Source organism: Mycobacterium sp. 012931, from assembly GCF_000419295.1.
GTDB classification, from domain to species: Bacteria; Actinomycetota; Actinomycetes; order Mycobacteriales; family Mycobacteriaceae; genus Mycobacterium; species Mycobacterium marinum.
In genome coordinates, this window is the sequence record NZ_AOPX01000001.1 from 3,886,170 (window position 1) to 3,903,521 (window position 17,352).

At 64.0% G+C, this 17,352-nt stretch carries 12 protein-coding genes and 1 pseudogene; all 13 read right to left on the reverse strand.

Translation table 11 applies throughout. The annotated features are described in order from the left end of the window. Window positions 1-79 precede the first annotated feature (79 nt). The 13 genes and pseudogenes from MMSP_RS17070 to MMSP_RS17135 all read right to left on the reverse strand — a co-directional run bounded on the left by MMSP_RS17070 (window position 80) and on the right by MMSP_RS17135 (window position 17,347). Window positions 80-1,141: pseudogene (locus MMSP_RS17070) on the reverse strand (type III polyketide synthase). A gap of 103 nt (window positions 1,142-1,244) precedes the next feature. Next, window positions 1,245-2,657: an argininosuccinate lyase gene (gene argH / locus MMSP_RS17075; protein ID WP_015355957.1), complete on the reverse strand. Its 1,413-nt coding sequence runs from the start codon at window positions 2,655-2,657 to the stop codon at window positions 1,245-1,247. Window positions 2,658-2,751: 94 nt separating this feature from the next. Further along, window positions 2,752-3,948, reverse strand: coding sequence for an argininosuccinate synthase (locus MMSP_RS17080; RefSeq protein ID WP_020787650.1), 1,197 nt, complete (start codon window positions 3,946-3,948; stop codon window positions 2,752-2,754). A gap of 48 nt (window positions 3,949-3,996) precedes the next feature. After that, the gene (locus MMSP_RS17085) at window positions 3,997-4,497 is read right to left on the reverse strand and encodes an arginine repressor (RefSeq protein ID WP_011739767.1); all 501 of its coding nucleotides are present in this window, start codon (window positions 4,495-4,497) and stop codon (window positions 3,997-3,999) included. Beyond that, window positions 4,494-5,420: an ornithine carbamoyltransferase gene (argF, locus tag MMSP_RS17090; protein ID WP_015355959.1), complete on the reverse strand. Its 927-nt coding sequence runs from the start codon at window positions 5,418-5,420 to the stop codon at window positions 4,494-4,496. Before argF ends, MMSP_RS17085 begins: the two co-directional genes overlap by 4 nt. Next, complete coding sequence (locus tag MMSP_RS17095; protein WP_020787651.1) at window positions 5,417-6,607, reverse strand: acetylornithine transaminase; 1,191 nt, start codon at window positions 6,605-6,607, stop codon at window positions 5,417-5,419. The genes argF and MMSP_RS17095 overlap by 4 nt, the downstream gene beginning before the upstream one ends. Continuing rightward, complete coding sequence (gene argB, locus MMSP_RS17100) at window positions 6,604-7,485, reverse strand: acetylglutamate kinase (protein WP_020787652.1); 882 nt, start codon at window positions 7,483-7,485, stop codon at window positions 6,604-6,606. Before argB ends, MMSP_RS17095 begins: the two co-directional genes overlap by 4 nt. Then, the gene (gene argJ / locus MMSP_RS17105) at window positions 7,482-8,696 is read right to left on the reverse strand and encodes a bifunctional glutamate N-acetyltransferase/amino-acid acetyltransferase ArgJ (RefSeq protein ID WP_015355962.1); all 1,215 of its coding nucleotides are present in this window, start codon (window positions 8,694-8,696) and stop codon (window positions 7,482-7,484) included. Before argJ ends, argB begins: the two co-directional genes overlap by 4 nt. Before the next feature lie 72 nt (window positions 8,697-8,768). Next, window positions 8,769-9,821, reverse strand: a complete 1,053-nt coding sequence (gene argC, locus MMSP_RS17110) for an N-acetyl-gamma-glutamyl-phosphate reductase (RefSeq protein ID WP_020787653.1) — start codon at window positions 9,819-9,821, stop codon at window positions 8,769-8,771. Window positions 9,822-9,912: 91 nt separating this feature from the next. Beyond that, a complete protein-coding gene (locus MMSP_RS28730; protein WP_020787654.1) occupies window positions 9,913-11,667 on the reverse strand; it encodes a hypothetical protein in 1,755 nt (584 codons plus the stop codon). Window positions 11,668-11,679: 12 nt separating this feature from the next. Continuing rightward, window positions 11,680-12,600: a PE family protein gene (locus MMSP_RS17120; RefSeq protein WP_106407436.1), complete on the reverse strand. Its 921-nt coding sequence runs from the start codon at window positions 12,598-12,600 to the stop codon at window positions 11,680-11,682. Between the two features lie 945 nt (window positions 12,601-13,545). Continuing rightward, window positions 13,546-15,390: a PE family protein gene (locus MMSP_RS17130; RefSeq protein ID WP_020787656.1), complete on the reverse strand. Its 1,845-nt coding sequence runs from the start codon at window positions 15,388-15,390 to the stop codon at window positions 13,546-13,548. Window positions 15,391-15,676: 286 nt separating this feature from the next. Further along, window positions 15,677-17,347: a PE family protein gene (locus MMSP_RS17135; protein WP_020787657.1), complete on the reverse strand. Its 1,671-nt coding sequence runs from the start codon at window positions 17,345-17,347 to the stop codon at window positions 15,677-15,679. Window positions 17,348-17,352: the final 5 nt, after the last annotated feature.

The window sequence follows — 17,352 nt, forward strand, 5'->3', positions numbered from 1 at the left end:
GCGTTGTTCCTTTCCGGCTCCTGGCCAAGCACCGGTAGCCCCGTCCTAGATCCCCGATCGAGCAGAAATTCACGTTTGTTCAGTGCCAACGCAGCAGTACTAGTTCGGAACAGAACCCAGGGCCCATCGCCATCATCAGGCCGGGACTCCCGCTGGGCGGCGGTTTGGCAATGGTGTCCCGCAGCACATGCAACACCGATGCCGACGAAAGATTGCCGATCTCGCCGAGCGAACGTCAGGTCAGCTCCAGCGCCTCCGGAGGCAGGTTGAGGCTCTCGGTGATCGCGTTGATGATCTTGGGGCCACCGGGATGGGTGACCCAGGCGCCGATGTCGGTGACGCTGAGGCCGTGGCCGGCCAGGAAGGTGGTGACGTCCTCGGCCACATATTCCTCGACCACATCCGCGATGTCCTTGGACAGCACCAGCTCGAACCCGGCGGAGCCCACGTCGTAGCCCATGGTGCGCAACGAATCGGGATACAGGTGGCTGCACGAATCCAGGATGTCGGGTCCGCTGGCGCCAACCTCTTCGGCCCGTCCGTCTCCGACCGCCACCACCGCGGCGGCACCGTCTGCAAACAGTGCACTGCCGACCAGACCCGCAGCCGAAGGCTTGTATCCCGGGAAAGTCAGTGAACACAGCTCGACGGAGATCAAGGCGGCGATGCCGTTGGGAGCACCGCGCAGATAGTCGTGGAGACGGGCCACACCGGCGGCACCGGCCACACATCCCAGCCCGAACAGCGGTACCCGTCGCACGTCCAGCCGCAGTCCAACGCGTCCGGCGATGCGGGCATCCAACGATGGCACCGCCAGGCCGGTGACCGTGGTGGTGATGAGGACATCGAGGTCTTCGGGCTGCAGGCCGGCCTCGTCGAGTGCCCCCATCAAGGCTTCGACGCCGAGGTCCACGGCCTTGTCGATGAAAATCCCATTGGCCTCACCGAAGTCATTCAGCTTGGGGTACGTCTCCAGCGGCAGCGCCAAATGGCGGCTGTTGACCTTTGCGTTTGCGTGTATCTGCCGGACGAGTTCTTCGTAGCCCTCAAAGTCCGGGATGTTGACGAACGTCTCGGTGAGTTCGCGCTGACTGTAGCGATGCGGGGGCAACGCACCAAACACACCTGCGATGACGCTCATCGGTCCCACCCCTTCAACACGAACATCAACGCCGAAACGTTCAATGCATTCCCTAGGACACGAAGTTTAGTTCGCGATCGAGGGCCGCAGCGGCAAAATCCGCTCAGCGCATCAGCTCATGGCCCAGCCGAGCAGTGATTTCCCGCACAATTTGAAGCTGCTCGGCGACCCGCTTAGGCGCCGTGCCTCCGCGGGAATCACGTGCGGACACCGATCCCTCAATCGTCAATACGTCGCGTACCTGCGGTGTCAGCTCCGGGCTGATGGCGGCAAGTTCGTCGTCGGTCAACTCCTCGAGGCCGACGCTGCGTTCCTCGGCGGTGCGCACGGCGGCACCGGCGGCCTCATGCGCGGACCTAAAGGGGACGCCTTGTCGTACCAACCACTCTGCGACATCGGTGGCCAACGTGTAGCCCGCAGGCGCCAGCGCGGCCATCCGCTCGACATCGAAGGTCAGGCTCCCCACCAGGCCCGCCATCGCCGGCAGCAGCAGCTCGAGCTGAACCACCGAGTCAAACACCGGCTCCTTGTCTTCCTGCAGGTCGCGGTTGTAGGCCAGGGGCTGGGCTTTCAGGGTCGCCAGCAACCCGGTGAGGTTGCCAATCAGCCGCCCGGACTTGCCGCGGGCCAGCTCCGCGATATCCGGGTTTTTCTTCTGCGGCATGATCGAGCTGCCGGTGGACCACGAGTCGTGCAAGGTGACATAGCCGAACTCGGTCGAGCTCCAGATGATGATGTCCTCGGCCAGCCGGGACAGGTCGACGGCGATCATGGCGAATACGAACGCCGCCTCGGCCGCGAAATCGCGCGAGGCGGTCGCATCGACGGAGTTGTCGGCGGCGGTGGTGAAACCCAGATCCGCCGCGATCGCATCGGGGTCCAAGCCGAGCGAGGATCCGGCCAGCGCACCCGAGCCGTATGGGGAAACCGCCGCTCGTTTGTCGAAGTCCACGATCCGCTCCACGTCGCGCAGCAGCGGATGGGCGTGGGCGAGCAGATGGTGCGCCAGCAAGATGGGTTGGGCGGACTGCAGGTGCGTCTTGCCGGGCATGATGGCCGTCGGGTGCGCGGCCGCCTGATCGCCGAGCGCCGCCACCACCTCGAGTACACCCGTGGCCACCCGGCGCACCGCGTCGCGCAGCCACATCCGGAACAGGGTGGCGACTTGATCGTTGCGGGATCGGCCGGCCCGCAGGCGGCCGCCGAGGTCCGGGCCGACCCGCTCGATCAATCCGCGTTCCAGCGCGGCATGCACGTCCTCATCGGAGACCAGGGGGCCGAAGCTGCCGTCGGCGACGTCGCTGGCCAGGCTGTCCAGGCCAGCCAATAGACCGTCGCGCTGCTCCTCGGTGAGCAGCCCAGCGCGGAAGAGCACCACAGCGTGGGCCCGCGATGCGGTGACGTCGTAGGGGGCCAGGGCCCAGTCGAAATGGGTGGATTTGCTCAGCGCCGCCAGCGCGTCGGAAGGCCCGCCGGCGAACCGCCCACCCCACAGCGATCCCTGATTGGTACTCACTTTTCCTCCGCGAGCTTTTCCTCCGCGAGCAGACACAGAATCGCACCAACGCGCCGGTGCATCTGCGATTTCGCGTCTGCTCGGCAGTAGCGGCTCACTGCAGATCCCGGCGGGCGGAGAGTTTGGACGACAAGCCGTGCACGTAGACGAACCCCTTGGCAGCCGACTGGTCGAAGGTGTCGCCCTCGTCGTAGGTGGCCAGGTTGAAGTCGTAAAGCGACTCCGCGCTGCGCCGGCCGTTGACGGCGATGTGACCGCCGTGCAACACCAGCCGGATCTCACCAGACACGTGCTCCTGGGTCTTGGCGACAAAGCTCTCCAGCGCGGTCTTCAACGGCGAATACCACAGTCCGTCGTACACCAGCTCGGCCCAGCGCTGATCGGTGTGCCGCTTGAATCGGGCCAGCTCACGCTCGAGGGTGACGTGCTCGAGCTCGGCGTGGGCCGTGATGAGCACCATGGCCCCGGGCGCCTCGTAGATCTCCCGGCTCTTGATGCCCACCAAGCGGTCCTCGACGACATCGAGGCGCCCGACACCCTGGGCCCCGGCCCGGCGGTTGAGCTCCTCGATGGCCTGCAGCATCGTGACCGCGTTGCCGTCGATCGACACCGGCATGCCGCGTTCGAAGCCGACGATCACCTCATCGGGGGTGTTCCAGTTGACGGTCGGATCTTCGGTGTAGGAGTAGACGTCCTTGGTGGGCGCGTTCCACAGGTGCTCGAGGAGGCCGGTTTCGACAGCTCGGCCCCACACGTTTTGGTCGATCGAGAACGGCGAGCGCTTGGTGACGTTGATCGGGATCGCGTTCTCTTCGGCGAATGCGATCGCCTTCTCCCGGGTCCAGGCGTAGTCGCGAACCGGTGCCAACACCTCTAGATCGGGAGCCAGCGACGCGAACCCGACCTCAAATCGCACCTGGTCATTGCCCTTGCCCGTGCACCCGTGCGCGACGATCCCACCGCCGTGCTCGCGTGCCGCCTCCACCAGATGCTTGACGATCAGCGGCCGGCTGATGGCCGACACCAGCGGATAGCGGTCCATGTAGAGGGCATTGTTCAAGATGGTGGGCAGGCAGTAGCCCTCCGCGAACTCGTCGCGAGCATCGACCACGACCGCCTCGACGGCACCGCAATCGAGCGCTCGCTGACGCACGACCTCCATGTCCTCGCCACCCTGGCCGAGGTCAATCGCAACAGCCACGACCTCACGGCCGGTCTCCTTGCCTATCCAGCTGATGGCGACCGAGGTGTCCAGACCGCCGGAATACGCCAGGATGACGCGTTCTGACATGAACTAACTCCTTCATTTCGCAGAACCGGCAGCAGTGTATTTCAGGTCCTACTTCAATTTTTCCAAGGCGATTGCCAACTCGGCCCCGGTCATCGGCTCACGAGCAGCCACGAACACAGTGTCATCGCCGGCAATGGTGCCGACCACGTACGGTAGCGCCGCACGATCGATTGCGCTGGCCAAGTAGTGCGCCCCGCCGGGCGGGGTGCGCAGCACCGCGAGGTTGGCGCTGGCATCGGAGGACACCAGCAGCTCACCCAGCAGCCGCGCCAGCCGTCCGGTGCCCCCAGTCACCCCGCGCACCGGGCTACCGTCTTCTGGCACCACGTAGACACCCACCCCACCATCGGCGCCGCGCAGCTTCACCGCGCCGAGCTCTTCGAGATCACGAGACAACGTAGCCTGGGTCGCCTCGATCCCCTGGACCGCTAGCAACGCGGCCAATTCACTTTGACTGCTCACCGACTCCGTGGACAAAATCGCCACGATTCGGGCCTGCCGACCAGCGCGATTGACACTGATCTCGGGTGCTTGTTTGGCGCCGTTCATCGCCCCCGCTCCAACAACCACACCAGCAGCGCCTTCTGCGCATGCAGCCGATTCTCCGCCTCGTCCCACACCGCGCTGGCCGGACCGTCCATCACCTGGTCGGTGATCTCGTCGCCTCGATGCGCCGGAAGACAGTGCAGCACAACGACTTCGGAATCGGCCGCCGCCAGCAGCTGCTCGTTCACCTGGAATGGACGGAAGGGCTTGACGCGGTCGAGCCCGTCGTCTTCCTGGCCCATCGACGTCCAGGTATCGGTGACCAGGACATCGGCGCCGGCCGCGGCCACGTGGGCGTCAGCGGTGAGCCGCACCGAGGCACCGGTCGTCTCGGCACGCTGCTCCGCGGCGCCAACGACCGACGGGTCGGGGTGAAATCCGTCGGGAGCGGCAACTGTCACATGCATGCCCGCGGTGACCCCGCCCAACATCAGTGAATGCGCCATGTTGTTGGCGCCGTCACCAAAGTAGGACAACCGCAAGCCTTTCAAGGAGCCCCGACGTTCCGTGATGGTCTGCAAATCGGCCAGCACCTGGCAGGGGTGGAACTCGTCGGACAGCGCATTGACCACGGGCACCGTCGCAGTGGAAGCCATGGCCTGCAGGCGATCCTGGCCGAAGGTGCGCCAAACAATGGCATCAACAAAGCGAGACAACACTTTTGCGGTGTCTGGCAGGGTCTCCTCGCGGCCCAGCTGGGTGCTGCGACCGTCGACAACCACTGCATGCCCACCCAACTGGGCGATACCCATCTCAAAGGAGAAGCGGGTGCGGGTGGAATTCTTGTCGAAGATCACCGCCACTCCCCGCGGCCCGTCCAGGGGACGGCGGCTGAACGGTTCCCGCTTCAATTCGGCCGCCAGCTGCAGAACTTCGGCCTGCTCGGCAGGCGACAAGTCGTCATCACGCAGAAAGTGTCGGATCATGCTGATGCTCCCGCGTTGTCCAAGATTCCCGGCAGCGCGGCGACAAAGCCTTCGAGCTGGGGTTCGGTAATGACCAATGGTGGCGCGAGCCGGACAACGTTGGGCGCAGCGCCATTTACCAGGTAGCCGACTTCGCGCGCGGCCCAGTCCGCCGCCTTGGCGTGCGGGCCTGCCAGCACAATGCCCAAGAGCAATCCGCGCCCGCGCACATGGTCGATCAACGGATGGCTCAACGACTCGACGCCCTGTTTGAATGTTTTGCCTAGCGTTTCGGCGCGGCGCACCAGACCTTCGGAGGCCACTACCCGCAGCACCGCCAACGCCGCCGCGGCACAAACCGGGTTGCCGCCGAACGTACTGCCGTGCAACCCCGGTGTCAGCAACTCCGCCGCTGGGCCAATGGCCAGACACGCCCCAATGGGCAATCCTCCCCCTAGCCCCTTGGCCAGTGTCACGACATCGGGAGTAATGCCGTCATGCTGGTGCGCGTAGAAGGCTCCGGTGCGGCCGATTCCGGTCTGCACCTCGTCGAGCACCAACAGCGCGCCGTGGCGTGCGGTGATCTCGCGAGCCGCCAGCAGGTAGCCCTCCGGCGGCACGACGACACCACTCTCCCCCATGATGGGCTCGAGGAACACGGCGGCAGTCTCGTCGTCGACGGCGGCGGCCAACGCGTCGATATCCCCATAGGGGACGTGAGTAACGTAGCCGGGCAACGGCTCGAACGGCGCTTGCTTGGCCGGCTGTCCGGTGAGCGCCAACGATCCCATCGTCCTGCCGTGAAAACCCTCTTGCGCAGCAACAAGTTTCGTACGACCGGTAAGCCGAGACAGCTTGAACGCAGCCTCGTTGGCCTCGGTCCCAGAGTTGCAGAAGAACACCCGCGCCGGCGCTTCAGCGCCCAGCAGCGTGACCAATTCTTCGGCGAGCGCGATGGTGGGCTCGGTGGCATACAAGTTGGAGGTGTGGCCCAACGTCGACATCTGCTGAGTCACCGCCTCAATGACGGCGGGGTGGCGATGGCCGAGTATGTTGACCGCGATGCCGCCCAGCAGGTCGACGTAGTTCTTACCGTCGACGTCGGTAACTACCGCGCCTTCGCCACTGGCCAATGCCACGGGCGGGGTGCCGTAGTTGTTCATCATCACGGCTTCCCATCGGGCCCGCGTGTCTTCGGTATGCGTCATGCGGACACCACCTTGGTGCCGGTCCCCGCATTGGTGAACAGCTCGACCAGCACGCAATGTTCAACACGCCCGTCGATGACGTGCGCGCTGGGCACCCCACCGGTGACCGCCCGCAGGCATGCTTCGACCTTGGGGATCATGCCCGCCTCCAGCCTGGGCAATAACTGTTCCAAAGCCGCCGTGTCGATTTCTCTGATCAATGAATCCCGTTCGGGCCAGCTGGTATAGAGGCCTTCCACATCGGTAAGCATCAGAAGTTTCTCGGCTCCAAGGGCTTCCGCGAGGGCCGCGGCGGCGGTGTCCGCGTTGATGTTGTGCACCACGCCTTCGGCGTCCGGAGCCAGTGTTGAAATGACCGGAATCCTATGTGCGGCGATGAGATCCATCAGCGCCGCGGCATTGACATGGTCGACGTCACCGACCAGGCCGATGTCGGTAGCGACACCGTCGACGTTCACACTGCGCCGCACTGCGGTGAACAGCTGTGCGTCTTCACCGGTGACCCCCACCGCATAGGGCCCGTGCGCGTTGATCAAGTTGACCAATTCGCGACCGACCTGTCCGAACAACACCATCCGCGCCACGTCGAGGACTTCCGGTGTGGTGACCCGGAATCCGCCTTTGAAGTCACCCTCGATGCCGAGCTTGCCAAGCATGGCGGTGATCTGTGGCCCACCACCGTGCACCACCACCGGATGAATTCCGCAGTTTCGCAGGAAAGCCATGTCGGCAGCGAATGCTTGCCGCAATGTGTCGTCGGTCATCGCGTTGCCGCCGTACTTGATAACGACAACCCTGCCGTGCAACTGCTTGAGCCAGGGCAACGCTTCGGCCAGCACTTGGGCCTTGGCCTGGTTGGACAACGTTTCAATCGTCATGAGCTGTATGCCGAATTCTCTTCGACGTAGGCGTGGGACAGATCGGTGGTTCGGATTGCCGCGTGAGCATCGCCGACGCCAAGTTCGACGGTGACATAGGTATCGGTGGCCGAGAGGTCCACCTCACGCGCGCCCGGGGCACCAACGCCGTCGATGCAGACGGCAGAGCCATTGAATAGCAAGCTGATTCGATTGGGGTCGAGGGTGATGGGGGCCATCCCGACCGCTGCCAGAACTCTCCCCCAGTTCGGGTCGGATCCGAACAGCGCGGTCTTGACCAAGCTGTCACGAGCGATCACCCGCGCGGCGATCAGTGCGTCCTCTTCTGTGGCGGCGCCCTTCACGGTGACGGTGACGCGCTTGGTGACGCCTTCGGCATCAGCCTGCAGTTGAGCACAGAGGTCATCGCAAACTCGTAGTACCGCCTCATCGAGATCTGCTTGCGACGGCGCTATTTCGCTGGCACCCGATGCCAGCAAGAGCACCGTGTCATTGGTCGAGCAGCTGCCGTCGATGTCGAGCCGGTCGAACGTACGCGCGGTTGCCCTACGCAGCGCCTGCTCGAGTGCCGCCGAACTCGCGACCGCGTCGGTGGTGAGCACACAAAGCATGGTCGCAAGCGAGGGGGCCAGCATGCCCGCTCCTTTGACCATCCCACCGACAGTCCATTTGCTCTGATGATGTAGCGCAACTTGTTTGGCGACGGTGTCAGTGGTCATGATGGCGTGGGCAGCGTCGTCGCCGCCGTGCAGGCCGCCATGCAGCTCATGCACGATGTGTTCGACACCGGCAAGCACCTTGTCCATCGGCAGGCGGTCGCCGATCAGCCCGGTCGAGCAGACCGCGACCTCAACTGCGCCGGTCTCTGTTCCCCAGTCCGACAACGCGGCCGCGACGGCCTCTGCCGTGGCGTGCGTGTCCTGGAAGCCGCCGGGGCCAGTACAGGCGTTTGCACCACCGGAATTGAGGATCACCGCACGTAGCTGCCCAGTCGTTAGCGCCTGCTGCGTCCATAACACCGGTGCGGCCTTGACCTGGTTCCGGGTGAACACGCCGGCGGCTGAGTAGTCGGGGCCTTCATTGAATACCAGCGCGAGGTCACGAGCACCCGACGCCTTGATCCCAGCCGCGATGCCTGCAGCCCGGAAACCCGCCGGGGCAGTAATGCCTTGACTACGCAACAGCCGCCCGGCGCTGACAACTTCAGTCATGTGTGTCACTCTCCCCGCTGCCAGGCGGTAGTCCTTGCTCCCGGTCACTCGGCAACTGGTCGTCGAAGCCGTTCATGGCGCCACCCCGACCACTGAGAGCCCTTCTGTCTCCGGCCAGCCCAGCGCCAGGTTCATCGACTGCACGGCGGCCCCGGCAGTGCCCTTGACCAGGTTGTCGATTGCGGCAATCGCAACAAAGGTCTCGGCTTCTTCATCCACAGCGACCGCTATGTGCGCCGCGTTGCTGCCAATCACGGCACCAGTGCGGGGCAACTGACCCTCCGGCATCAAATAGATAAAAGGTTCTGCCTCATAGGCTTTTTCGTAGGCTGACCGTAACCGAGCGATCGGCGAGCGGGTACGCGCGGTACAGGTTGCCAGAATGCCACGTGAGGTCGGGATAAGAACCGGTGTAAACGAAACGGTGACGTCTCGGTCGGTGACCGCGCGCAAGCCTTGTGCGATCTCGGGAGTATGCCGGTGCGCACCCGCGATGTTGTAGGCCCGGGCCGACCCGATGACTTCCGAGCCGAGCAGGTCGGTCTTGGCGGCCCGGCCAGCCCCCGAGGTACCGCTAACGGCGACCACCGTCACGGCCGGATCGATGAGGCCCTCGGCCACCGCGGGCAGCAGTGCGAGCAGCGCCGCGGTCGGGTAGCAACCCGGAACCGCTATGCGGCGGGTGTCACGCAACCGCTCCCGAGCACCCGGCAATTCGGGTAGTCCGTAGGGCCAGCTGCCGGAATGCGCTGACCCATAGAACCGCTCCCAAGCCGCCGCATCGGTGAGCCGAAAATCGGCCCCACAGTCGATGATCAGAGTTTCTGGGCCGAGTTGATCGGCCAGCGCCGCCGAATGCCCGTGCGGCAAAGCGAGGAATACCACGTCATGTCCGCGGAGCACCTCGAGCTCGGTGGGCTCGAGGATCCGCTGGGCCAGCGGCAACAGATGCGGATGGTGCTCCGCGAGGACGCTTCCCGCGCTGGCCGCTGCGGTCACCGCCCCGATCGTCAGCCGTCCCGAGGTGTAGGCGGGATGCCCCAGCAGAAGGCGAAGGACCTCACCGCCTGCATAGCCGCTGGCACCCGCTACGGCCACCCTGATTGCATCGGTCGCGTGGGCCATTTCGAGGATTTTGCATGGTTATGCAATATTTCGCAAATCCATTCTGGCCTGTGTCGCGACCACGACTTAGCTCAAGGGTAGTCAGCACCAGCTAGGCAGCGACCTGAACTCCGAAACTCGCGTTCAACGCCGCCTGGATGGCGAGTTGAAGATTGGCCAATGCAGCACTGATGTCTCCGGTGATTCCAAGAGCTGCGTTATCCAGGGCACTCACGATGACGCCTCCGGTCTGGGTCAGGCCAACGCTGGCGTTGGCGATGCCTGTCGACAGGGTGACCGCGGCCTGTGACAGCCCGGGCAGACCAACACCGATGCTGGCAACCACAGCATCGCTGAGCGCACCGGTCACCTCTGCCGTAGCGTTTTGCCAGATCATCAGCAGCGATTCGCCCGTGCCCAGCAAGCCGGAAACACCTCCTGCGAGGCTGCGCGCCAAGGTTTCGCCGGTGCCAATCAGACCTAACAGTCCTCCCCCGATCCCCCCTGCCAGGTTTGCACCGGTCTGCGCCAGGCCTGACAACAGCCCCGACGCCGTGTTGGCAAGGCTCGCCGTCAGCGCGGCGCTCAACTCCGCCGACAGGTCACCGCTTAGGCTGGCCGACAACGCAGCCGACAGCTGGGTAGCAAGCTCCGGCAGGCCTGCACCAAAGGCTCCCGCCAGGTTCCCAGCCAGCGACGCGCCGGTCTGGACTAGTCCGTTCAACCCGCTATTCAATCCGGCTAGCAGTGCCGGTGCGTTGAAGGCGCCGACAAGATTGGCCGCGACGTTCTGACCTGTCTGGATTAGCGCATCCAGTCCGCCGCCAAAGCTATCCACGAGGTTTCCCGCCAGAGATTGTCCAGTTTGGAGCAAGCCGGTGAAGCCACCGGTGAATCCGGCCATCAGCTCGGGGAATGAGGTGCCAAGACTGGCCTGCAACGCCGCGCTGATCTGGGCCGCCAGCGTCGGCAAGCTGAAACCGCCAACCAGGTTGGCAGCCAACGCCTGACCCACTTCAATCAACGCGTTAAACCCGCCACCAAGGCTGCCCGCCAGGTTGGCCGCTAACGTTTGGCCCGCCTGCACCAGCCCGTTCAGCCCACCGGTGAATGCGGCCACCGCCTCCGGGAACGAGGCACCGAAGCTGGCCTGCAACGCCGCACTAATCTGAGCCGCCAACGCCGGCAAACTAAACCCGCCAACCAGGTTGGCGGCCAACGCCTGACCAACTTCAATCAACGCGTTAAACCCGCCACCAAGGCTGCCCGCCAGGTTGGCCGCCAGGCTTTGTCCCGCCTGCACCAGCCCGTTCAACCCACCGGTAAACGCCGCCACCACCTCCGGCAACGACGCACCGAAGCTCGCCTGCAACGCCGCCGACAACTCAGCGGCCAGCGTCGGCAAGCTAAACCCGCCAACCAAGTTGGCCGCCAACGTTTGCCCCGCCTGCACCAACCCGTTCAACCCACCCGTGAACGCCGCCACCGCCTCCGGCAACGACGCACCGAAGCTAGCCTGCAACGCCGCACTAATCTGGGCCGCCAACGCCGGCAGACTAAACCCACCTGCCAGGTTGGCCATCAACACCTGCCCGGCCTCCAACAACCCACTCAGGCCGCCACCAAAGTTGCCCGCCATATTCGCGGCCAACGTTTGACCCGCCTGCACCAGCCCGTTCAATCCACCGGTAAATACAGCAACCAACTCTGGCAGCGACGTACCGAAGCTAGCCTGCAACGCCGCCGACAACTGGGCCGCCAATACGGGAGCGCTAAGGCTGGCCGTCAAGCCGCCTGCCAGGGTCTCTCCGGTCTGGATGAGCGCATCCAGACCGCCGCCCACACTGCCGGCCAGGTTTGTCGCCAAGGACTGGCCCGCCTAGACCAGGCCGGTGAATCCGCTATCGAACGCACCGACGAGGCCGGGCAGGCTGCTGCCAACGGTCGCCGAGATCGCACCGCTTAGCTGAGCGGCGAATTCGGGCAAGGCGCTCCCGAAGTTGGTAAGCACGGTTCCGCCGGTTTGGAAAAGCGCACCAAGGCCGCTGCCGGCGCTACCGATCAGGCTGGTCGTGATGGTCTGGCCGGTTTGAATCAGCCCAGTCAGCCCATTATTGAATCCCGCGATCAGTTCCGGCAGAGCGAGGTTGAAGTTGCCCGACAGGGAAGCCCCAAGCTGTGCACTCAGTGAGCCACCCAAATTCATTGCCTGGGTGAGGGCCGCACTGGCTTGAGCGCTCAACCCAGCACCAGCGCCCGCCATGAACGAACCGAGGTTCTGCAAGGCCTGGCCAGCCGACACGATGACCTCGCCGGTTTGAACCAGACCGGTCCCAAGACCGGACACAAGCGCACCACCGGTCTGCAGCGCAAGACCGGAAACTCCGGAGCCGAAAGCTGTCGCGAGGGAGTTCGCCGCTTGAAGAGCCAACTCCGCGCTAAGTCCGGCCGTCAGCCCACCACTAAATCCGCCGCTGACTGCAGCGGCGGCACTTTCGCCCGCGAGCAGGGCAGCACCGTTGGCTACCTCAGCTTCCACGTACGAGGCCGCAGCACCGCTCAACACCCTGACGAAAGACTCGTGGAACGACGCCGCTTGTGCACTGACTGCTTGATATTCCTGGCCAAAAGTGCCGAATAGCGCTGCTATTGCAGCGGATACCTCATCTTCTCCCGCGGCCGCCAGTGCGGTGGTCGGCACTGCTACTGCCTGAGCGGCCTCCACCAGTGCTGAACGGATTCCTGCCAAGTCCTGGGCTGCCGACTCGACGAGCTCGGGCACAGCGGTCACAAAAGACATGTTCATCATCCCCACGCAGAATGAACGGTCTGTGATCCGAAGAGGCCCGATCTCATCGGCAGAAGAAACGTAATCCGCTGTGGCAGAACTACACAAGAAAACCATCGTTTTCACCTGTCCGAATCCAACCCCAGGCAATCTGATTGACGAAACGACTTCACCCCGGGCCAGATTTCACCGGAAGCCGGGTATCGACTTCTGTTGCCTGCCGTCAGGAGTTTTATCAAGATCTGGATGCCGCAGCCCCAACACATAGTTTGGCCGCCGCTAATTAATTGCAGCAGAGTAAATTTCGCGAATGTTCAGCGACACCGACTTCACCCGACAAAGCCTTCACCGGGCGACCAGGCGATGAGTTCGTAAGCCGCCCACCCGGACGCCTACCCCGCCGCCCAGGGCTCCCGACCACGCCCATGTCAGATGTTCTACCGTTGCAGCGGAACATTTTTGGGCGCCCCAACGGAGCCCTCGTACCAACAAGCGGCCGTCACGAGGCCTTGGCCGTTGCCACGGAAGATCACCCCGAAGGTCGAAAAGTCTATGGGGAATACCCTTTCCGCAAGCTCCCCAATCCTCCTTCGGATTTGCACCGCAAGGCCGTTATTCCACACATGACGAAGGCGGGCATCAATCCGCTAGCCAGCCCTTCGGCAACCCGATGAATCGGCGGCGAACATTATGCATCTTTTCCCGGCTTGCAGCGGCGCGGGACACGCCAAAACGACCCACGATTTCTGTGGCCCCAAATGATCGGCCGCTATCCCACAATTGCGCGCAAAGCAGGCAGGTCACCCAGGTTCGCTGGGACACATCAAGCCATTGCCAAGTGACCCACGACTGCACACCCTGTGAGATTGGAATGAGCAGAATCATTTGCTCCGAGCGACTTACGCGCCAGTGACGATCACCGGCAAGCACCTGCAGGTTTCGACGGCGCCGGGGGCACTACGCGGCGGGCGTTATTGCGTTGGCCAGGTGCCGGGACGTGTAGTTCACCAGCGTGGGCACCAGCCCCCCGAATTGGGTGCCACCGAGCGTCAGGTTGATTGGGATGTCGACCCCAAGAATCTCCAGCGGCACCGTCGCTGTAAACGGATGCGGCGGAACCAAAAGCCCTTGGAAGGGAAGGTGAATGACGACCGGTATGTTTAGCGGCCCGAGGACTGGCACATCGAAGGTCACCGGCAACGACATGTCGACAATCGTTTCGCCATTGAGGAAGCCGTCCAAGACGACCGCCGGCGCGTCGATTAGGCCACCGACCACCATGAACGGGTTCCCGGTTGCTACGCCAGTGCCAATCGTTGTCCCGGCGGTGGCCAGTCCGTCGAGACCCGCAACCGGCGCGCCCGCGACACCGAAGAGGATCGACAACGGCAGACCGAAGTTGGCGTCGAGTACAAGTGCGGGCGGATCCAAGGTTCCGGAGATCGTCGTCGAAATGCTGGTATCGGTAAGCGCATTGAGCACGTTGGCGAGGTTGTGAGTCATCTGCGCGGGAATCGAGCCGGCAGGCAACAGGTTGCTGAAGCCCTGAACATCCTGCCCGGGGAGGGCCAGGATCGGGAACAGGTCCGCTACCGGCCCCAGCAATCTGATGTCGTTCAAGTTGCTGGTATCGAATCCGGTGATGAAGACATTGAGCAAGGCCTTCGTCGCGTCGTTGACCGCCAGGTTGTAGTTGCCGGCCGCGAACGCCTCGTAGGCTGGCTGCATGTCGGCCGGGAAGCCGGCCAGCCCGATCTGAAGGTCCTGACCCGCTTCCGAGAGCGACGTGCCGATCGTGTGGAAGTCGTTCATCGTGCCGGCGACGAACTGCTGAGCGTAGAGGCCGGGGTTGAAAGCTAGAAATCCCTGGATCCCGGTCTCGATGTTTTCCGGCAGGTGTGCCAGCTCAGTGGGTAGGTTCTGGATCGCGAGGCTGAGATCCTGCCCGAGCGTGTACGCATAGCCCTGCTGATTGGCGATCACCTGACGCAGCAACGGGAATGGGTCTTCAGACCATGCTGTGCCGAGGGCATTCAGGTTCGAGCTGGTGTTCTCAAAGAGTTGCTGCCAGGCACCGCCAGGCGCAGGTGTTGTGGTTGTGTCCCCGGAGGACGGGAACAGACCCGGTAGCAATGTCTGCAGGCCGCTCAATCCGGGCAGACTAGTGAGGGCGCCCGTGATGCCGCCGATCTGATCAGACAGCAACACGGCGCCGTCGCCGCCGATCAGAGCGGATGTGACGACGCCGATCTCCCCTCCGACACCGTTGAAGAACGGGCCCAAAGGTCCGGAGCCGACGAGCGAAGTCAGCACGCCATTGCCCCCCACCAGCGGGCCAAGGAGCCCACCAGTGCCCCCGAACAGGATCGGGTCCAACAGCCCCCCGCTACCACCGAGGATCCCGCCAACGCTTCCGCTACCTCCTGAGCTAGTGCCGAGGATCGATCCCAGAAGCCCGCTGAGAGGATCGGCGGCAGCGGCCGCACCGCCGTTCAGCGATTGGCCGAGCAATGCTTCGACGTTGACGACCTCGGCACTCAGATAGCTTGCAGCGCCACCGTTCAACAAGCGCACGAGCTCGGCATGAAACGCTGCCGCTCGGCCGTTGAGAGCCTGAAATTCCTGCCCATACGCACCGAAGAGGTGCGCGATGGCCGCCGATACCTCATCGGCGGCCGCAGCCGCCACGCCGGTTGTTGGCCCTGCGGCCGCCTCTGCGGCCGCCCCGAGCGTCGAGCGGATGCCCGCCAAATCTGCCGCCGCTGCCGTCACCATCTCCGGATCAGCGATCACGAACGACATAGTCAGCTCCCCTCGTTGCCCAGGGCTCCGGCGTTCCCTGCCTCGTTGCCCAACGCGTGACGCACGGCGCAGGGCGCGGGTACCCAGAGGGTGTCAGCCCCAAACCTGTTAGGCGAAGAATTGGCCGCAGGAGATTGGAGCCACGAATCTGTTCGAGGCATGCCAAGACAACCGGATGGCCGTGGTTGCGGCTCTCAGTCAACGCGACACCGTCACCGCCGGAGCCGACCACCACGTCGCGCCTGACCGTGCATCGAGGCCCACACGGACAGGTTCGCGTCATCTACTAGCTGAGCTTGATCGCATCCGCTAGCTGCGCGGACGCGCTCTGCAGGCCAGGGATGAGGCCTCCAAACTCCGTACCACCGAGGGTTATATGTTGAGTGACCGGCGGCGTATGCGGGAGCACCCGGAACACTATGGTCGACTCCACAGGCTGCAGCGGAGTCAAAATCCCACCAATCGGGATCGCTGACGTCAACGACTCTGTTCCAGAAATGGGCGACAGGTAGGTCGGCAGATCCAGCGTTATCGTCCCTTCGCCATTGAGGAACCCGTTGGCGATGACGGCAGGCGCATCAACAATGGCACCGAATGCCCCCGCGACATCGCCAGCCTGGACCGCATCAATAAAGGTCGTCGCACTTTGCAAAGCTGCCTGACCGGTGACGATCGGCGCCCCCAGCGCATCAAGAGCAAGCGTCAGAGGAAAACCAGTGGTGAACGATGGGTTCAACAAGGAGATGTTGGCCATGATCGATGTGTCGGTAACCGTCTGCAGCACGTTGGTCATGTTCTGCGAAATCTGACCGGGGATGGTGGTCATGGGCAGGAGATCACCCAAGGCGCCCTGCACGGTAACAACTGGCACATTGGTGTAATCGAAGCCGTTAAAGACCAAACCGAGGTAGCCCTTCCCCAGGATCTCGACCGCTCCACTGACATTGCCGGTCATGAGTGCTTGGAAGGCCCCCTGGTAGGCCGCCGGCAACGCCACCAATCCCGCCCCGAAGTCTTGGACCGAGTTCGACAAGGACGTAAACACCGTATTGGCGTAGGTCTGTTGGTTGGCGATGAATTGACTCAGGAAGGGCGCCGGATCGGCATTCCAGGTGGCGCCGATGGCTTGCAGGTTGGTCCACGTGTTGTCGAATAGGGTCTGGTAGGCACCGCCGACTGCAGCGGGGCTGCTCGCCGCCGCCGACAGAACCATCGGGGCCGCTAGCGCGGTAGGCACCTCACCGCCCCAGGCGCCCGCAACTCCCGGCAGCCCACCGAATATTCCCGGCAAGCCGCCCGCGCCGCCAGTACCGGCTTCAGCAAGCAAATAGCCCCAGGCATCATACACCGGAGCACCGCCATCGCCGCCCTTGCCACCGTCGCCCCACAGCAACCCGCCGCGGCCCCCGAGCCCGCCGGGCATAGACGGCGCTCCCTTGCCTCCGGCACCGCCGGTACCGATCAAGCCAGCGGCCCCGCCGTTACCGCCGGGCTGACCGGGGCCGCCGGGCGCCCCGTCGCCGCCCTTGCCCATCAAGATTCCACCGGGCCTGCCATCGCCGCCGGCCACCGTCGCGTTGGCCCCGTCGGCGATCAGCGACCGTCCCAGCATCATTTGCGTCGGCGCATTGACCACCTTGAGCAATTCCTGCATCGGCGGCCCGAAGACCGAAGAGTTCAACGCCTCGGCGCTGACATATGCCGCAGCGCCGCCATTCAGCAAACCCTCGAACTCGGCTTGAAACGCCGCCGCTTGGGCATTGAGCGCTTGAAATTCCTGCCCATAGGCACCGAACACTTGAGAGATCGCCGCCGACACCTCGTCACCGGCGGCGGCCACCACCGCGGTCGTGGGACCCGCGACTGCCGCACTGACTTCGCCTAACGCGGAGCGGATTGCCGTAAGGCTTTCCGTGGCCGCGCTGACCATCTCCGGCTGCACAAGTAGAAACGACATCCTTG